The sequence below is a fragment of the Lentzea sp. NPDC003310 genome, from assembly GCF_040610935.1.
Lineage (GTDB): Bacteria > Actinomycetota > Actinomycetes > Mycobacteriales > Pseudonocardiaceae > Lentzea.
This window is the reverse complement of sequence record NZ_JBEXNC010000002.1, coordinates 284,475-300,928: the sequence shown is the minus strand read 5'-3', so window position 1 is coordinate 300,928 and position 16,454 is coordinate 284,475. Positions and strand designations below refer to the sequence as shown.

Genomic DNA, 16,454 nt, shown 5'->3' with positions numbered 1-16,454 from the left:
ATCTCCCGGCCTCTATCGGGATCAGCCGGCCATCACGGTGCCGACGGACACGAACGTGTAGCCCGCGTTCTTCAGCCCCGAGACGGTCTGCTGGAGGTAACTCGTACCGAGGTACGGGTGGTAGAAGAAGCTCGCGACACCATCATCGACCACCTTGAGCTGGTTCGCCGTCTTGACCAGGTCGGCCGGGAGGCGGGCGGGGTGGTTGTTGAACGGCTCGGGCTCGACGTTGCCCACCGCCTCCGGCGCCACCACGGAGCCGTAGACGTCGCGGACCAGGTACGGGAAGTACTGGCCGTAGATCTTGTCGTACTGCGGGGCGCCGGTGCCGCAGGCGCCGTTCGGGCAGTAGCCGCCGAAGTACAGGCCGCGGTCGTAGCGCTTGCCGAAGTTCTGCTGGATGACCTGGTAGTCCACGGCGGACGCGGCGTAGTGCGGCGGTTCGAAGATGGCGGGCTTCGGGAAGCCGGCCAGCGCGAACGCGTTCGTCGCCGAGTTGATCCTGCCCTGCATCCACGCCGCCGAGTCACCGGGGACCGGGCCGTCGTAGATCACGCTGTCGTTCTCGTTGACGTGGGCCATGTAGAACTCGAAGTCGTTGCCGCTGCGTCCGTCGTACGGGTTGATCGCCTTGCCGAACTGGTGCGTGTAGCCGTGCATCAGGATCGTGCCGCCGCGCTGCGTCATGTACCGCAGCGCGCTGACGACCTGCGGCTTCTGCGCCAGGTTCGCTGCCTCCGGCACGCCGTTGTTGTCGGCGCCCAGCGGGTTCTCGTAGCGCGGGTAGACCGCGATGGTGAACGGCACCTTCTGCGCGTACAGGTAGTCCGCGACGGCGCGCAGCTCGCTCGGGTCGGCGTCGGGGCCCACGTCCTCGATGCGCACCAGGGCGCGCTTGCGGTCGGCCATCGTCGGGTTCGAGACCTTGCTGATCAGGTCCGCCGCGGCCAGGTAGCGGTCGCCGTGGTCGACGTAGCTGAACGGGATCTCACCGATGTAGGTCAGGTTCTTCGCCTTGGTGGCCCAGTTGATCGGGCCTGCGGCGGAGCCGGTCGCGATCGCCGGGGCGGACGCGATGGCCGGGTTGGTGATCGAGGTGATCATCAGGCCGGACGGGGTCGCGAGCGGGTTGCGGCCGAGGTCGGTGTTCTCGTACCGGACCGTGGTCGCGTTGCCGAAGTCGTACTGGACCCAGTTCCAGCCGTAGGTCGTCGCGAAGCTCGGCGCGCGGGCGGTGAGCTGCCAGATGTTGCTCGCCATCCACAGCACCGGCTTGGTGCCCGCGAGGACGTCGTCGAGGAACGACACCGGGATCGGCTCGTCGTAGGTCGAGCCGATGTAGATCACGCCGGTGTAGGCCGACATCTCACCGGCCACGTAGGACCCGACCGGGTGCATCACGTACGGGCTGCCGTGCGAGACGAGGTTGCCCGTCTGCACCGCGTACGCCTCGCCGAGCCAGCCCCACGGACCGGTGCTGTCGTAGAGCACCAACGTCTTCTGGGTCGACTTCGCGCCGGGTGCGCCGCCGCCGTTGGTACCGGTCGCCGCCGCGGCCGCCAGCGTGCCCACGGCCGAGGACACGGCGGTCGGCTGCGTCGTGCGCTTGGCGATGCGGGTGCTGGTCGTCGACGGCTTCGTCGGCGGCTTCGGCGGGGCCGGCAGCGCGTTCTCGACGAGCTCACCGACCGGATCGAGGTTGAGCGAGAGCGGCGCTGCCTGGGCGGGCGCCGGGAGGACCGCCACGGTGAGCGCGACCGCCCCCGCGACCTTGAACAGTCGGCTTCTCATGCCACATCTGCCTCTCCGGACACGCGCACGGTCGCGCTGCCCGCGTAAGGAGCGAACTCGGCGGGTCGCTGCTGTTGCAGGCCCAGCAGCCAGGCCAGGGCCTGTTCCGTGCGCACGGACGCGAGGCCGTCGCCGAACGGGTTGCCGTCGGCGGTCATCGCCTCGCGCGCGGCGGGGTTGTCGAGCAACTGGAGGGTCAGCGCGGTGATGCGCTCGCGGTCGGTGCCGACGAGGACGGCACAGCCCGAGTTGACCGCCTCCATGCGTTCCGTCACGTCGCGCAGCACCAGCGCAGGGACGCCGAACGACGGCGCCTCCTCCTGGATGCCGCCGGAGTCGGACAGCACCAGCGTGCACTGCGCGAGCAGCCGGGCCATCTGCGCGTACGGCAGCGGATCGGTGATCGTGACGCGAGGGATGGCGCCGAGCACGTCCACGACCTGGCGGCGCACGGCGGGGTTCGGGTGCGCGGGCAGCACGACCTCGACGTCGGGCCGCGACCGCACGATGTCCGCGACGGCGTGCAGCACGTCGTCGAGCGGCTCGCCCCACGACTCGCGGCGGTGCGCGGTGACCAGCACGAGCCGCGACTGTCCGCTGTGGACCCTGTTCTCGATCTCCTGCAACCGGGCGTCGCCGTACGGCGCGCGGCGGGCCGCGACGTCGAGCACGGCGTCCACCACGGTGTTCCCGATGGTCAGGACGTTGTTGCCCTGCAACGACTCCGCGGCGAGGTGCGCGGCGGAGTCCGCGGTCGGGGTGAGGTGCAGCGACGCGAGCTGACCGACCATCTTGCGGTTCCCCTCCTCGGGGAACGGCGAGGTCAGGTCGTGCGAGCGCAGCCCGGCCTCCAGGTGCACGACGGGGATCTGCTGCCAGAACGCGGCGAGCGCGCCGGCGAGCGTCGTCGTCGTGTCGCCCTGCACCAGCACGGCGCCCGGCGCGCGTTCGGTGAAGAGCCGGTCGAGCTCCTCGATCAGCTGGCTGGTCAGCTCGGCCTGGCCGCCCGAGACGCGGTTCAGCTTGAGCTTCACGTCCGCCGCGAAACCGAACGACTCGAGCGCCTGGTCGACCATCTCCGGGTGCTGCCCGGAGTTCACGAGCACCGGCCGAATGCGGCCGCACGCGAACATGGCGGCCGCGACCGGCGCCATCTTCACCGCCTCCGGACGCGTTCCCGCGACCAGGAAAACCTCGGGAACCTCGCCCCGATCGAACTGCCTAGGGCCGGGCACCAGGGCACTTAGTCCCATCTTTTACCTCTTTGGACTCTTCAGGCACGCGCGGCGAACGTGCGCCAACACCGCAGCGGGTCGATCTCCCCGCTGACAATCAATTGGTACCCGCCTCGGACGGGTACCGCCATAACGGTGATCACAATGCGAACCTCGTGTAACGAAGGTCTATTTGTCCCCGATATGCCCGTTGACGCTCTGCTTCGTCAACCCCTAGTCTCGCCACGAACACCAGCTCCCGGCCCTTCTGTCTGGTATCTCGCACAGGCCCAGCGCTTCGTTACCAGGAGCCGGAATGAGTCAACTCCACACCCGAATCAATGTTGTTGCCCCTGCAACGGCTTTTGTAGACAGGTTTGTGTCATGACAGACACGACACAATTCGCCACGTTCATGCTCGTCCTGCTGGTGTTTTGGCCGTGCTACAACCTGGTGCTCGCACTGTTCGTCTGGTGGCGCCCCAAACCGGGCGGACCGGAAGTTCCGTCACGGCATCCGCTGCAGTACTGGATCATCATTCCGGCATTGAACGAAGAACGTGTCGTAGCTAACACGGTGCGCTCCGCACTCGCTTTGGACGGTGCGCGCACACCGGTTCAGGTCGTCGTCGTCGACGACGGTTCCGACGACCGCACCCCGCACGTGCTGGCCGAGATCGACGACCACCGGCTGCACGTGCTCAGACGCAACCCCCCGGAGGCCCGCAAGGGCAAGGGCGAGGCGCTCAACCACGCGTTCCGCTACATCCGCGGGATCGCGGAGGAGGCCGGCACGGTCCACCGCACGATCATCGGCGTCATCGACGGCGACGGTCGCGGGGAGCCCGGCATGCTGTCCGAGATCTCCGCGTACTTCGCGCAACGCTCGGTGGGCGCCGTGCAGTGCCGTGTCCGGATCCACAACCGCACCAACCTGCTGGCGTTTCTGCAGGACCTCGAGTTCAGCTGCGTGGTGGACGCCTCGCAGTCGTTGCGGGACGTCCTCGGCACCGTCGGCCTGGGCGGCAACGGGCAGTTCGTGCGCCTGAAGACGTTGATGGACCTGGGCGAGGCGCCGTGGTCGGCGTGCCTGGTCGAGGACCTCGAACTGGGCCTGCGCGTGCACCTGACGGGCCAGCGCATCCGGTACGCCACGCATGCGACGATCACCCAGCAGGGCCTGGTCGACGTGCAGCGGCTGCTGCGCCAGCGCACCCGGTGGGGGCAGGGCAACCTGCAGTGCCTCGGTTACGTGCCGAAGCTGGTCAGGGCCAAGCACGTGGGCTCCGCCGCGCTGCTCGAGTTCCTGCAGTACCTGCTGACGCCGTGGCTGGTGGCGCCGATGACGTTGCTCATCACGGCGTTGGTGGGCTTCAGCTTCTACGCGCAGCTCGTCGGGCACGAGATCGCCGGGTTCACCGCGGACGGCGCGAACGTGGCGCTGGCGTTCGGGATCTGGCTGGTGGCACTGGTGCTGCCCGGCCTGATCTGGGGCGTGGTGCACCGGCTCAAGCACGGCGACGAGCCGCTGTGGAGATGCCTACTGGTGGGCCTCGCCTACCCGTTCTTCCTGATCCTGGGCTCCATCTCGACGTTGCGCGCCCTGTACCGGCACTTCGCCGGGCGCAACACGTGGGCCAAGACGGAACGCCTGGCGGAGAAGGAAGTTCCGGCGGTGGCGGCGAAGCCGGTGCCGAAGATCGCTTAGCGGGCCTCAGAAAGTGCCGGGGTGGGTGCGTCTGCGCCGGGCCGCGTAGACGCCCGCCTCGGTCCTGCGGTCGAAGCCGAGCTTGTGCAACAGGCTCGACACGTAGTTCTTGACGGTCTTCTCCGCGAGGAAAAGCCGGCTCGCGATCTGCCTGTTCGTCATGCCCTCGGCGATGAGGTCGAGGATCCGGCGCTCCTGCGGGCTGAGCGCCGCGTACCTGGGATCTTCCTCCGGGCCGCCTCTCAGGCGTTGCAGCACGGTGGCCGTGACACCGGCGTGCAGGAGCGAGCCTCCGGACGCGAGGGTCCGGACCGCGGCCACGAGGTCGTTGCCCGACACCTCTTTCAGCATGTAGCCGGACGCGCCGGCCATGATCGCGCCGAACAGCGCCTCATCGTCCGAATAGGACGTGAGCATCAGGCACGCGGGCGGCGGCTGCACCAGGCTCCTGATCTCCCGGCACACCGTGACGCCGTCGCCGTCGGGCAACCGCACGTCGATGATCGCGACGTCGGGCCGCAGCCGCGGTGCCTGCGCGACCGCGGCCGTCGCGCTGTCCGCCTGTCCCACGACGCTGATGTCCTCGGCCTGCGCGAGCAGCTGCACCAGCCCGCGCCGCACGATCTCGTGGTCGTCCACCAGAAGCACCGCTATCGCCATCTCGCCTCCTGCAGCACCAGAGGAACGAACCAGGTGACGCTCACCCCCGCGCCGGGGATCGAGTCGACCGCGCAGTCACCGTGGTGGCGCCGCGCCCGAGCCGCCATGTTCGCGAGTCCGCCGGCGTGGTGGGGCACCCCGCCGGAATCGTCAGCCAACGGCAAGCCACGCCCGTCGTCCTTGACCATGAGCTCCAGACTCGTGACGGTCCGGTCGACGCTCACGGTCACGGCGACGTGCCTCGCGCGAGCATGCCGCACCACGTTCGCCAGCGCCTCCCGGAGCGTGGCGAGCAGATCCGGCCGGACCTGGTCGGGCACCACGGTGTCCAACGGCCCCTCCAGCGACACGTCCGGCTCGAACCCGAGCAGCCGCGCCGACTCGTGGACCGCGCCCAGCAGCTGCCCCCGCAGGCTCGTGCCCCCGGACGGCGGCTCCTGCAGGGAGAAGATGGTGCGGCGGATCTCGCGGATCGTGTGGTCGACCTCCTCCACGAACCCGGTGATCCGTTCGACGACCTGGGGCCTGTCGCTCATCCCCGTCACCCCCTGCAGGCCGAGCCCCAACCCGAACAGCCGCTGGATGACGAGGTCGTGCAGGTCGCGCGCGATCCGGTCGCGGTCCTCCAGCACCGCGAGCCGTTCGGTGTCGCCCCTGGCCCTGGTGAACTCGAGGACCAGGGCGGCCTGGGCGGCGTAGGCCTCGAGGAGGTCGGGGTCGTCGAAGCTCGGCTCGCCCCTGGGCCTGGAGACGATCAGCACGCCGATGGTTCTCTCGCCCACGGTCAGCGGGACCACGGCGCACGCGCCCGGCACGGCGTCGAGACTGCCCTCGTCGTACGTCTCGCCCTGGCCCGAGGTGTAGACGCGGTAGCTGATGCTGCCCTCTTCGGGCACCCGCATGCCCTCGGCGTCGTAGGAACCGCCGTCGGTGACCTCGATGACGAGGTCGCCGTTGTGGTCGGGGAGGACCACCGCCGCGAAGTCCGCGTTGGCCGTCGTCCTGGCGGTCCTGGCCACCAGGTAGAGGGCGTCCCGGCCGTTCGTGCCGGTGAGGAGGTCGGTGGTGACGCTGGCCGCGGCTCTCAGCCAGGCCTCCCGCTTGCGGGTCCGCTCGTAGCGGTCGAGGTGGCCCACCGCACTGCCCGCCGCCGTGGCGAGGGCGTTCAGGATGTCGCGGTCCTGGGCGGTGAACTGGGGTTTTCCGGTCAGGAAGAGGTTGCCGAAGGTCTCGTCGTGGACCTTGATCTGGGCGCCCAGGAAGTCCGCGGAGTCGATGGACCGGGGGTCGCCGGCGGTGATCTGGACCTGGCCGGACGTCGTGGCGGTGAACTCGGTGAGTTCCTTGTGGCCGTTGATCACGGCCAGCGCGCCGTAGGGGGACTCGGTCAGGTCGCAGGCGGATTCGACGACGTGGCGGAGGAGGTCCGGGAGGGTGTCGTCTTCGGCGAACGACAGCACCACGTCCAGAACCCGCTGTTCTGTGCTCACGTTGCCGCCCACGGCTTCACCCCTTCGAGGGATGGAAGTGACACCGCACGAACGACTGAGGGTAACTCCCCAGAGTAGTCAAGGGGGAGACCATCACTGCAAACAGTGAAATTCGGGGCTACTGAGAGTAGAGGGGTGTCTTGGTTGGAGGGTCGGGGCTTGGGCGTGGGTGGGCCGGGCGCGGGTCGGCTTGTGTGGGCCGGGCGGCTTGCGGCCGTGCGGGTCGGCTTGCGTGGGCTGACGCCTGTTCCAGCGGGGTGGGTGGCTGCCGTGAGTCCCGTTGCCTTGCGAGGGTGGTCGCCTTTGGCCGCGCGTCCCGTCGCCTTCCAGCGTGGTCACCTTGGCTCGTACCGAGCCGGTGCCGGGCATCGCCGCTGCGCGACGATCGCGATTGGGGCTTGACTTCGGGGCCCTTGCGAGGCCTTCCTCGGCCCAGAAAAGCCGGGTCTGAACAGCCCGGCCGAGGGTCAAGTTTAAGGCCTCGCACCCAAAGTCAAGCCCCAATCGCCGTCGTGGTTGCGTCACCACCGCTTGCACTGAGGCCCAGTGCTCACACGCCTCGGCTTCGCCATCGCGCCACGCCCGCTTGACCGACATCCAGCACTCACACGCCTCGGCTTCGCCATCGCGTGAGGCGGCGGGGGCCTGTGGTTGCCATGCTCAGTGCAGGCCGACCGTGAAGCCCTCGTCGATCACGCCGCGGTAGATCTGCGGCGCGAACATCCTCAGGCCGTGGTCGATCGGCCCGATGAAGCCCGCCGAGTCCCCCAACGGCAGCCGGTACCCGTTCTGCACGCGGTGGAACTCCCACAGCGGTTCCATCGTCGGGTGCGCCGGGCGGAACTGCATCGGGTCGCGCGGGTGGAGGTCCACTCGGACCAGGGTTCGCGGGACCAGGGCGTCGGCCAGCTGGACTGCTCGTTCCCGGGTTCGGGAGATCGAGATGGCGCCCAGTTCCTGCCACGCCACCGCCCACGGCATGCCCTGCGGGTCGTCCAGGCGGATGCCCTGCTGTTCGATGATCAGTTTGCGGGGGCGGGAGATGGTCTTCCACTTGACCACGGCCATCACGCCGATGCCGGTGAAGGCGATGCCGATGACGGCCGCGATGCTGCCGCCGACCGGTTCGCCGTCCATGAAGGCGGTGACCGCGCCCACCAGGGCGAGGATGCCCAGGACGCCTGCCACCGAGCCGCCGATCAGGACTTTGCGGGTGTCGCTCTTGCCGAGGTCGACGACTACGGGCTGAGGCGCTCCCCAAGCGGTCATGCCCGCAGATTACCGCTGATCAACACCTCTGCCGCGGCGAACGGGTCGAGCTCGCCGGAAACCACGCGCTTCGCGAGTTCGTCCACCGGGCCGAAGTGGGTGCGGACCCGGTCCAGGGCGATGGCCTCGATCTCGGCCCCTGCGCGGCGCAGGCGGCGCTCGTGCAGTTCGCCGTGGTCGGACATCCACGTGTGGTGTTCGGTGATGGCCTCGACCACTCGGTCCAGGCCCTCCATGCGGGCCGCCACCGTTTTGACGACCGGTGGGCGCCAGAGCGGGCCCTCGCGGTCGCGGCGGCCCAGGGAGATCATGTACTTGAGGTCGCGTGCTGTCTGGTCCGCGCCGTCGCGGTCCGCCTTGTTGACCACGAAGATGTCGGCGATCTCCAGGATGCCCGCCTTGGCCGCCTGGATGCCGTCGCCCATGCCCGGTGCGAGCAGGACGATCGTGGTGTCGGCGAGGGCGACGATCTCCACCTCGGACTGGCCCACGCCCACGGTTTCGACCAGGACCACGTCGAAGCCCGCGGCGTCCAGGACGCGCAGGGCCTGCGGTGTCGCCCAGGACAGGCCGCCCAGGTGGCCCCGGGTGGCCATCGAGCGGATGAAGACGCCCTGGTCGGTGGCGTGGTCGCCCATGCGGACGCGGTCGCCCAGCAGTGCACCGCCCGAGAACGGGCTGGACGGGTCCACGGCGATGACCGCCACGCGCTTGCCCTGGGCCCGGAAGGCTCGCACCAGGGCGTTGGTGGAGGTCGACTTGCCCACGCCTGGGGCGCCGGTCAGGCCGATGACCTGGGCGTTGCCGGTGTGCGGGGCCAGGGCGGCGGCCACCTCCGGGAGGGCCGAGCTCGCCTGTTCCACCAGGGAGATCAGCCTGGCGACCGCGCGCGGTTCGCCGTCACGCGCGCGGTCGACCAGTCCTGCTACGTCAACAGCTGTGGCCACAGCCAAGGACATTAGGCCTTGGACGGGACGCGGATGATCAGCGCGTCGCCCTGACCACCACCACCGCACAGCGCCGCGGCACCCACGCCGCCGCCGCGCCGCTGCAGCTCCAGAGCGAGGTGCAGGGCGATGCGGGCGCCGGACATGCCGATCGGGTGGCCGAGCGCGATGGCGCCGCCGTTGACGTTGACCTTGTCCTCGGAGATCCCGAGCTTCTTCGTGGAGACGATGCCGACCGCCGCGAACGCCTCGTTGATCTCGATCAGGTCGAGGTCGGCGGGGTCGATGCCCTCCTTGGCGCAGGCCGCCCTGATGGCGTTGGACGGCTGCTCGTGCAGCGAGGCGTCCGGGCCCGCGACGACGCCGTGGGCGCCGATCTCCGCGATCCACTCGAGGCCCAGTTCCTCGGCCTTCGCCTTGCTCATCACGACCACGGCCGCCGCGCCGTCGGAGATCTGCGACGCCGAGCCGGCGGTGATGGTGCCGTCCGCGGCGAACGCCGGGCGAAGCTTGCCGAGCGAGTCGGCGGTCGTGTCGGCGCGAACGCCCTCGTCCGTGCTGAACAGGACCGGGTCGCCCTTGCGCTGCGGGATCGCGACCGGCGCGATCTCGGCGTCGAACACGCCGTTCTCGGCGGCCTTCGCGGCGAGCTGGTGCGACCGCGCGGAGAACGCGTCCTGCTCCTCGCGCGTGACGCCGTAGCGCTCGTTGTGCTTCTCGGTCGAGACGCCCATCGCGACCTGGTCGAACGCGCAGAACAGGCCGTCGTGCGCCATGTGGTCGAGCATGGTCACGTCGCCGTACTTGAACCCGCCGCGCGACTTCGGCAGCAGGTGCGGCGCCTGCGTCATCGACTCCTGGCCACCGGCCACGACGACGTCGAACTCGCCGGCGCGGATCAGCTGGTCGGCCAGCGCGATCGCGTCGATGCCGGAGAGGCACACCTTGTTGATGGTCAGCGCGGGCACGTTCATCGGGATGCCCGCGGCGACCGCGGCCTGGCGGGCGGGGATCTGGCCCGCGCCGGCGGTGAGCACCTGACCCATGATCACGTACTGCACCTGCTCGGGGGCGACGCCCGCGCGCTCCAGTGCCGCCTTGATCGCGACGCCACCCAGCTGGGCGCCCGAGAAGTCCTTGAGCGATCCCAGCAGTCGGCCCATCGGGGTACGCGCCCCGGCGACGATCACGGAACCGGACACAACTGCCTCCATTGGAAGAGCGAACGGTCGTTAACTAGGCACCATACCGGCGGCTACCCGGCAGTAATCGTGTGAGACCCCGCACAGGAGCACCTGCACCGATCACGTGGATACCCTCGCCAACCATGAACGCAGACATCGCTCGATTCGTGACCGCGATCGACCATGTGGGCATCGCCGTGCCCGATCTCGACGTGGCCATCGCGTTCTACCGCGACAACTTCGGCCTCGAGGTGGCCCACGAAGAGGTGAACGAGGAGCAGGGCGTGCGCGAGGCGATGCTGCACGCGCCCGGCGACCACGGCGGCACCGCGATCCAACTGCTGGCCCCGCTGAACGAGGACTCGACGATCGCCAAGTTCATCGGCCGCTCCGGTCCCGGCCTGCAGCAGCTCGCCTACCGGGTGTCCGATGTGGACGTCGCGGCGGACGCGCTGCGGGCGAAGGGCCTGCGCCTGCTCTACGACGCGGCCAAGCGCGGCACGTCGAACAGCCGGGTCAACTTCGTGCACCCGAAGGACGCGGGCGGCGTGCTCATCGAGCTGGTCGAGCCCGCAGCGCACTAGCCACGAACTCCAGCTCCCTGTCGATCGGGTCCTCCTCGTCGCTGTGCCGCGCCACCGAGTGCCGGTAGCTGACCGCCAGCGCGAGGAGGGCCGCCGCGGCCTCCACGTCCTTGATCGCGACGGCCGCCCCGCCCGCGGCCAGGATGACCTGCTTGATCTGCGACGCGACGTTCTCGTAGCGCGCCCGCATCGCGTCCCGCACGGCCGAGTGCGTGTCCGCCTCGCGCCACAACAGGTGCGACAGCAGCGGTGAGGCGTTCAGGCGCGCGTCCAGTGCGGCGACGAGCCTTCTCAACGACTCGGCGACATCTCCCGCCACGACGATCCTGCGGTGGTCGACCGTGCTGTCCGGCAGCCGCGCGACCAGTGCGGCGAGCAGGTCCTTCTTGCGGTTGAAGTAGTAGTGCACCAGGCCCTTGGGCACGCCGGCGCGTTCCGCGATCCGCGAGGTCGGGGTGGCGTCGAAGCCTCCGTCGGCGAAGAGCTCCTCGGCCGCGGCCAGGATGCGTTCCTTGGCCGAATCCTCCACGCGGTCCTCCACGGTTGTGTGGGCCCGGGACATGGCTCGGGCCCACAGGTTTCTGGGTGAATCAGTGCGGCTGCGCCGCGGCCGAGTGCGCCGCGTTCGCCGACGGCATCGCCAGCGCTCCCGCGGCGACCGTGAGGACGCCACCGACCCAGGAGACCCAGGAGGCCGCCATCAGATCGCTGTAGCCCATCACCCACGGAGAGATGAACAGCAGTGCTCCGAGCACCATCTGCACGTACTCCCCGTAGATCATCGCGGGCCGTGCCAGCTCGACGAGTCCGTCGAGCGCGATGAGCGCGCCGAGCACGATCATCGTCCACATGGCCGCGTTCGAGGTGTCCACGACGAGCGGAGACAGCAGCACCAGCACGCCGATCGCCACCTCGGCCCAGTCCTGCCACCTGGTCCACGCCTTGGTCATCTCCACCACCTCCCTTTCTCGGACACCACCGATGCTCCTCCTTGATTGGCCGCCCGGTCAACTCTTCCGAGTGGAATCCCTCACAAGCGGGATTCTGAATCGGTTACTCCTGAGTAACCTCCGGCAACCTGCGACTATCCCTCACTTGGGAAGGAATGCCGCCGTGCAGAAGATCCTTGACGCGATCCTGGCCGAAGAGCTGGACGCGATCGGTTCCTTGGACGTTCCGGAGAGCTATCGGGGCGTGACGGTGCACGCGGACGAGGCCGACATGTTCGCCGGTCTCGAGACGCGGGACAAGGACCCGCGCAAGTCGCTGCACGTGGACGAGGTCGCCACGCCGGAGCTCGGTCCCGGTGAGGCGCTGGTCGCCGTCATGGCGTCCGCGATCAACTACAACACCGTGTGGACCTCGATCTTCGAGCCCGTCTCCACGTTCGGCTTCCTGAAGAAGCTGGGCGGCAAGCACCACCTGCCGTACCACGTCGTGGGATCGGACCTGGCGGGCGTCGTCGTGCGCGTCGGTCCCGGCGTCACCGCGTGGAAGCCGGGCGACCGCGTCGTCGCGCACTGCCTGGACGTGCCGCTGGAGGCGCCGGACGGGCACAACGACACGATGCTCGACCCGCAGCAGCGGATCTGGGGCTTCGAGACGAACTTCGGCGGCCTCGCGGACCTCGCGCTGGTGAAGTCGAACCAGCTGATGCCGATGCCGCGCCACCTCACGTGGGAGGAGGCGGCCTCGCCCGGTCTCGTGAACTCCACCGCGTACCGGCAGCTCGTGTCGACCAACGGCGCGAACATGAAGCAGGGCGACACGGTGCTGATCTGGGGCGCGTCCGGCGGCCTGGGTTCGTACGCCACGCAGTTCGCGCTGAACGGTGGCGCCACGCCCATCTGCGTCGTGTCGTCGCCGGAGAAGGCGGAGATCGTTCGTTCCATGGGTGCCGAACTGATCATCGATCGTTCGGCGGAGGGCTACAAGTTCTGGAAGAACGAGCACGAGCAGGACCCGCGGGAGTGGAAGCGCTTCGGCGCGAAGATCCGCGAGCTGACCGGTGGCGAGGACCCGGACATCGTGTTCGAGCACCCCGGCCGCGAGACGTTCGGCGCGTCGGTGTTCGTGGCGCGCAAGGGCGGCAAGATCGTCACGTGCGCGTCGACCTCCGGGTACATGCACCAGTACGACAACCGCTACCTCTGGATGAACCTGAAGCACATCCTGTCGTCCCACTTCGCGAACTACCGCGAGGCGTGGGAGGCGAACCGGTTGATCGCCAAGGGAAAGATCCACCCGACGGTGTCCAAGGTGTACTCAATGGACGAAACGGGCCAGGCCGCGCACGACGTGCACCGCAACGCGCACCAGGGCAAGGTCGGCGTGCTGTGCCTTGCGCCGGAAGAAGGTCTTGGTGTGCTGGATCACGAACTGCGCGCGAAGCACCTCACAGCTATCAATCGATTCCGGGGTGTGTGACCTTCCGGGGTTACCCGAACGGGTAGCGTGAGGGGCATGGGCCTCGCCGACGACCGTGACCTCGTCCCACTGGGATCCGGCTTCGACATCGTCAAGCGCGGGTACGACCGCGCCCAGGTCGAGGATCATCTCGAACGCCTCGACTCGGACCTGCGGCTGCTGGCCGCGGACCGCGATGCCGCCGTGTCCCAGACGTCCGACCTGGCGCGCCAGCTGGAAGCCGCACGCTCGGAGATCACCGAGATGCGCAACCAGGTGGAGCGCCTGTCGCTGCCGCCGACGACGCTGGAGGGGCTCTCCGAGCGCCTCCAGCGCATGCTGCGGCTGGCCCAGGACGAGGCCAACGAGATCAAGGCCCGTGCCGAGGCAGAGGGCGGGCACATCCGCGCCAAGGCCGAGGCCGACGCGGGTGTGCTGCGCCAGCGCTACGAGAAGCTGATCGCCGAGCTCGACGAGCGCCGCGCGGCCATGGAGGCCGAGCACAAGGGCGTTCTGGAGACCGCGCGCACCGAGGCCGAGAAGATCGTCTCCGAGGCCGAGGCCGCCGCCCGCAAGATCGCCGACGAGTCCGAGCAGCGCCGGATCACCGTCGAAGAGGACTTCGAGATCGCCATGGCGGCCCGCCGCTCCGAGGCGATGGCCACCCTGGCAACCCAGGAGGCGACCTCCAAGGCCGAGGCCGACCGCCGCACCCGCGAGGCCGCCGAGGAGGCCGCGCGCGTCCGCGCCGCGATCGCCGCCGAGCAGACCGCCTCGAAGGCCGACGCGGAGCGCCGCGTCCGCGAGGCCACCGAGGAAGCCAACCGCCGCCGCCACGACTCGGTCACCGAGGCCACCGCGCGCATCCAGGAGGCCACCGACGAGGCGAACCGCCGCGTGCGCGAGGCCACCGAGGAGGCCAACCGGCGCACCACGGCCGCCACGCAGCGCGTCGAGCAGCTCCGCAACCTGCGCAACCGCCTGTCGCACCAGCTGCACAACGTGCGGACGGCGCTGCAGGAGGTCGTGCCGCTGCTCGACCCGGTGGAGGAGGAGAAGCCGGCGGCGCCCGCGCAGGCCGCTCCCGCTCCCGCCGCACCCGCTCCCGCTGCTCCGGCGCAGCAGGCCCAGGCGCAGCAGGCACCGGCGGCGCTCGATCAGCAGCCCGCCCAGGCCAAGCCCGAGCAGCCCGCCCCGGCGAAGCCCGCGGCAACTCCTGCCCAGCAGGCCGCACCCAAGGCGCCCGCGCAGGGGCAGCAGGCTCCGGCGCCGGCCAAGCCCGCCCAACCCCAGCTCGACGGGCCCACGGCTCAGATCACGCGTCCGCAGACCGCGAAGAAGTGATCTCGTAGATCGCCGGCATCGGCATCGCGCGGCAGGACGCCCAGTCCGCGTGGTGCCCTGCCGCGATCAACGCCCGTGACAGGAACGTCCCGTGCGACCCGACGAGCACGGTCGCGTCCGGGTACTCCACGGCTATGCGCGCCAACGCTTTCCCGGCGCGCGCGGTCAGCGCGTCCAGGCTCTCCCCCGCGCCGTGCGCCGACTCGGGATGCGTCCAGCTGTGGGCGTACAACGCCTCCCAATCCGCGCTCGGCAGCAGCCCCGACTCCCACTCCCGCAGCTCGGGCCACGTCGTCACCTCGAGCCCCAGCGCGTCCGCGGCGGGTTTGACCGTCTGCACCGCGCGCAGTTGCGGGCTCGACAGCACCGCGTCCGGGGAGAAGGCGACGAGCCGCTCGACCAGCGCGTCCGCTGCCTCCAGTCCTGCGGGCGCGAGCGGGCGCGCGTCGTCGTCGGGCACCCCGAGGCTCGGCGGGACGGACTGCGCGTGGCGCACAAATACGATGCGGGTGGTCACAACACACCATCTTGGGGGAACAGGATGTTCGGGAAGTCGCTGGGCGCGGACGGTGCCGAGCTGAGGCCGTTGGAACCGTGGCAGGCCGAGGAGTTCTTCGCGCACATGGAGCGCGGACGCGAGTTCATCGGGCAGCACATCGGGTTCGCGGACAGGGCCAAGGACCTGGAGAGCGCCCGCGAACTGCTGCAGGGCTACGCCGACAAGGCCGCGGCCGACACCGGGCGGATCTTCGGGATCTGGCTGGACGACAAGCTGGTCGGCGGCGTGCTGATCCGCGTGATGGACGTCCCGCAGGGGCGCGCCGAGGTCGGCGTCTGGCTGGAGCCCGCCGCCACCGGCCAGGGGTTGATCACGCGGGCGGCGAAGGTGCTCATCGGCTGGCTGATTCGCGAGCGCGGCGTGCATCGGGTTGAGTGGCTGGTGTCGTCGGCGAACGCGCCCAGCATCGCGGTCGCGCGGCGGCTCGGCATGAGGCAGGACGGGGTGCTGCGCTCGTACCACCCCTACCGCGGGGTCCGGCAGGACCTCGAGGTGTGGTCGGTGCTGGCGCCGGAGTGGGAGAGCTGATGGACGACCTGGTGCTGCTGCACGCCTTTCCACTCGACGAGCGGATGTGGGACGTGCCGGGCGCGCTGACGCCGTCGTTGCGCGGCCACGGCGAGCCCGATCTCGACACGGTCGCCGCCGGCGTTCTCGGCGTGCTGGACGAGCGGGGTCTCGACCGCGTCGTGCTCGGTGGGTGTTCGATGGGCGGCTACGTGGCGATGGCGTTGCTCCGGCGGGCGCCGGACCGCGTCAAGGGGCTGGTCTTCGTCGACACCAAGCACACCGCGGACGCACCGGAGGCCGCCGCGAACCGCCACGCGATGGCCGACCGCGCCGAACGCGAGGGCGTCGGCGAGTGGCTCGCGGACGCGATGCTGCCGAACCTGCTCGGCCCGGACGCCTCGGACACCGCGCGGGCGTTGGTGCGCACCATGATCCTCGACCAGCGCGCCGAGGACGTGGCGTGGTGGCAGCGCGCGATGGCGAAGCGGCCGGACTCGACGGACGTGCTGGAGTCGGTGAACGTCCCGTCGCTGGTGCTGGTCGGCGAGCACGACAAGCTCACGCCACCGGACGTGGCCGCGAAGCTCGCCGTGACGTTGATGCACTCCACGAGCGAGCGCATCGAGGACGCGGGCCACCTGCCGCCCGTCGAGCGCCCGGACGAGTTCCGGATGCGCCTGGAGCGCTGGCGCGAGCAGGTCGGGATCTAGCTGGTCACCAGCGGCGGGGGGGGGGCCCCCGCCCCCAGGCCGGGGCCACCCACAACGACTCCCAGGCCGGCCGGAACCC

At 69.9% G+C, this 16,454-nt stretch carries 16 protein-coding genes; 6 read left to right on the top strand and 10 right to left on the bottom strand.

The features are described from left to right. Positions 1 to 21: 21 nt before the first annotated feature. Positions 22 to 1,791, bottom strand: a complete 1,770-nt coding sequence (locus ABZX02_RS03965) for a polysaccharide deacetylase family protein (protein WP_355294606.1) — start codon at positions 1,789 to 1,791, stop codon at positions 22 to 24. Beyond that, entirely contained in the window at positions 1,788 to 3,044 is a 1,257-nt protein-coding gene (wecB, locus tag ABZX02_RS03960) for a UDP-N-acetylglucosamine 2-epimerase (non-hydrolyzing) (protein ID WP_355294605.1), read from the bottom strand. Before wecB ends, ABZX02_RS03965 begins: the two co-directional genes overlap by 4 nt. A gap of 345 nt (positions 3,045 to 3,389) precedes the next feature. On the opposite strand from wecB, the gene ABZX02_RS03955 reads away from it, so the two are divergent. Next, the gene (locus tag ABZX02_RS03955) at positions 3,390 to 4,712 is read left to right on the top strand and encodes a glycosyltransferase family 2 protein (protein WP_355294604.1); all 1,323 of its coding nucleotides are present in this window, start codon (positions 3,390 to 3,392) and stop codon (positions 4,710 to 4,712) included. Positions 4,713 to 4,718: 6 nt separating this feature from the next. Here the strand turns inward: ABZX02_RS03955 and ABZX02_RS03950 are convergent, their stop codons facing one another. From ABZX02_RS03950 to ABZX02_RS03930, 5 genes are all read right to left on the bottom strand, one after another. Continuing rightward, positions 4,719 to 5,372 carry a response regulator transcription factor gene (locus ABZX02_RS03950; RefSeq protein WP_355294603.1) on the bottom strand — a complete coding sequence of 218 codons (654 nt, stop codon included), beginning with the start codon at positions 5,370 to 5,372 and terminating at the stop codon, positions 4,719 to 4,721. Then, complete coding sequence (locus ABZX02_RS03945) at positions 5,363 to 6,862, bottom strand: GAF domain-containing protein (protein ID WP_355294602.1); 1,500 nt, start codon at positions 6,860 to 6,862, stop codon at positions 5,363 to 5,365. The genes ABZX02_RS03950 and ABZX02_RS03945 overlap by 10 nt, the downstream gene beginning before the upstream one ends. A 660-nt stretch (positions 6,863 to 7,522) precedes the next feature. Further along, entirely contained in the window at positions 7,523 to 8,131 is a 609-nt protein-coding gene (locus ABZX02_RS03940; RefSeq protein WP_355294601.1) for a hypothetical protein, read from the bottom strand. Then, positions 8,128 to 9,078, bottom strand: a complete 951-nt coding sequence (meaB, locus tag ABZX02_RS03935) for a methylmalonyl Co-A mutase-associated GTPase MeaB (protein ID WP_355294600.1) — start codon at positions 9,076 to 9,078, stop codon at positions 8,128 to 8,130. Before meaB ends, ABZX02_RS03940 begins: the two co-directional genes overlap by 4 nt. 11 nt (positions 9,079 to 9,089) lie before the next feature. Then, positions 9,090 to 10,280, bottom strand: coding sequence for an acetyl-CoA C-acetyltransferase (locus tag ABZX02_RS03930; RefSeq protein WP_355295002.1), 1,191 nt, complete (start codon positions 10,278 to 10,280; stop codon positions 9,090 to 9,092). A 125-nt stretch (positions 10,281 to 10,405) separates the two neighbouring features. Between ABZX02_RS03930 and mce the strand changes: the two genes are divergently transcribed. Further along, complete coding sequence (mce, locus tag ABZX02_RS03925) at positions 10,406 to 10,846, top strand: methylmalonyl-CoA epimerase (protein ID WP_355294599.1); 441 nt, start codon at positions 10,406 to 10,408, stop codon at positions 10,844 to 10,846. On the opposite strand, the gene ABZX02_RS03920 is transcribed toward mce, so the two are convergent. Both ABZX02_RS03920 and ABZX02_RS03915 read right to left on the bottom strand, forming a co-directional pair. Beyond that, positions 10,815 to 11,375: a helix-turn-helix domain-containing protein gene (locus ABZX02_RS03920; RefSeq protein ID WP_355294598.1), complete on the bottom strand. Its 561-nt coding sequence runs from the start codon at positions 11,373 to 11,375 to the stop codon at positions 10,815 to 10,817. The genes mce and ABZX02_RS03920 overlap by 32 nt on opposite strands. 61 nt (positions 11,376 to 11,436) lie before the next feature. Next, positions 11,437 to 11,796, bottom strand: a complete 360-nt coding sequence (locus ABZX02_RS03915) for an SPW repeat protein (RefSeq protein ID WP_355294597.1) — start codon at positions 11,794 to 11,796, stop codon at positions 11,437 to 11,439. Positions 11,797 to 11,959: 163 nt separating this feature from the next. Between ABZX02_RS03915 and ccrA the strand changes: the two genes are divergently transcribed. Both ccrA and ABZX02_RS03905 read left to right on the top strand, forming a co-directional pair. Continuing rightward, on the top strand, positions 11,960 to 13,273 hold the full coding sequence (gene ccrA / locus ABZX02_RS03910; protein ID WP_355294596.1) for a crotonyl-CoA carboxylase/reductase: 1,314 nt from the start codon (positions 11,960 to 11,962) through the stop codon (positions 13,271 to 13,273). A 36-nt stretch (positions 13,274 to 13,309) separates the two neighbouring features. Further along, a complete protein-coding gene (locus ABZX02_RS03905) occupies positions 13,310 to 14,596 on the top strand; it encodes a chromosome segregation protein (protein WP_355294595.1) in 1,287 nt (428 codons plus the stop codon). Here ABZX02_RS03905 and ABZX02_RS03900 read toward each other — a convergent pair. Then, positions 14,568 to 15,113 (bottom strand): histidine phosphatase family protein, encoded by a 546-nt coding sequence (locus tag ABZX02_RS03900; protein WP_355294594.1) that lies wholly within the window; start codon positions 15,111 to 15,113, stop codon positions 14,568 to 14,570. The two genes, ABZX02_RS03905 and ABZX02_RS03900, sit on opposite strands and share 29 nt — an antisense overlap. Before the next feature lie 24 nt (positions 15,114 to 15,137). On the opposite strand from ABZX02_RS03900, the gene ABZX02_RS03895 reads away from it, so the two are divergent. After that, positions 15,138 to 15,683: a GNAT family protein gene (locus ABZX02_RS03895; RefSeq protein WP_355294593.1), complete on the top strand. Its 546-nt coding sequence runs from the start codon at positions 15,138 to 15,140 to the stop codon at positions 15,681 to 15,683. Beyond that, entirely contained in the window at positions 15,683 to 16,375 is a 693-nt protein-coding gene (locus ABZX02_RS03890) for an alpha/beta fold hydrolase (protein ID WP_355294592.1), read from the top strand. Before ABZX02_RS03895 ends, ABZX02_RS03890 begins: the two co-directional genes overlap by 1 nt. Positions 16,376 to 16,454: the final 79 nt, after the last annotated feature.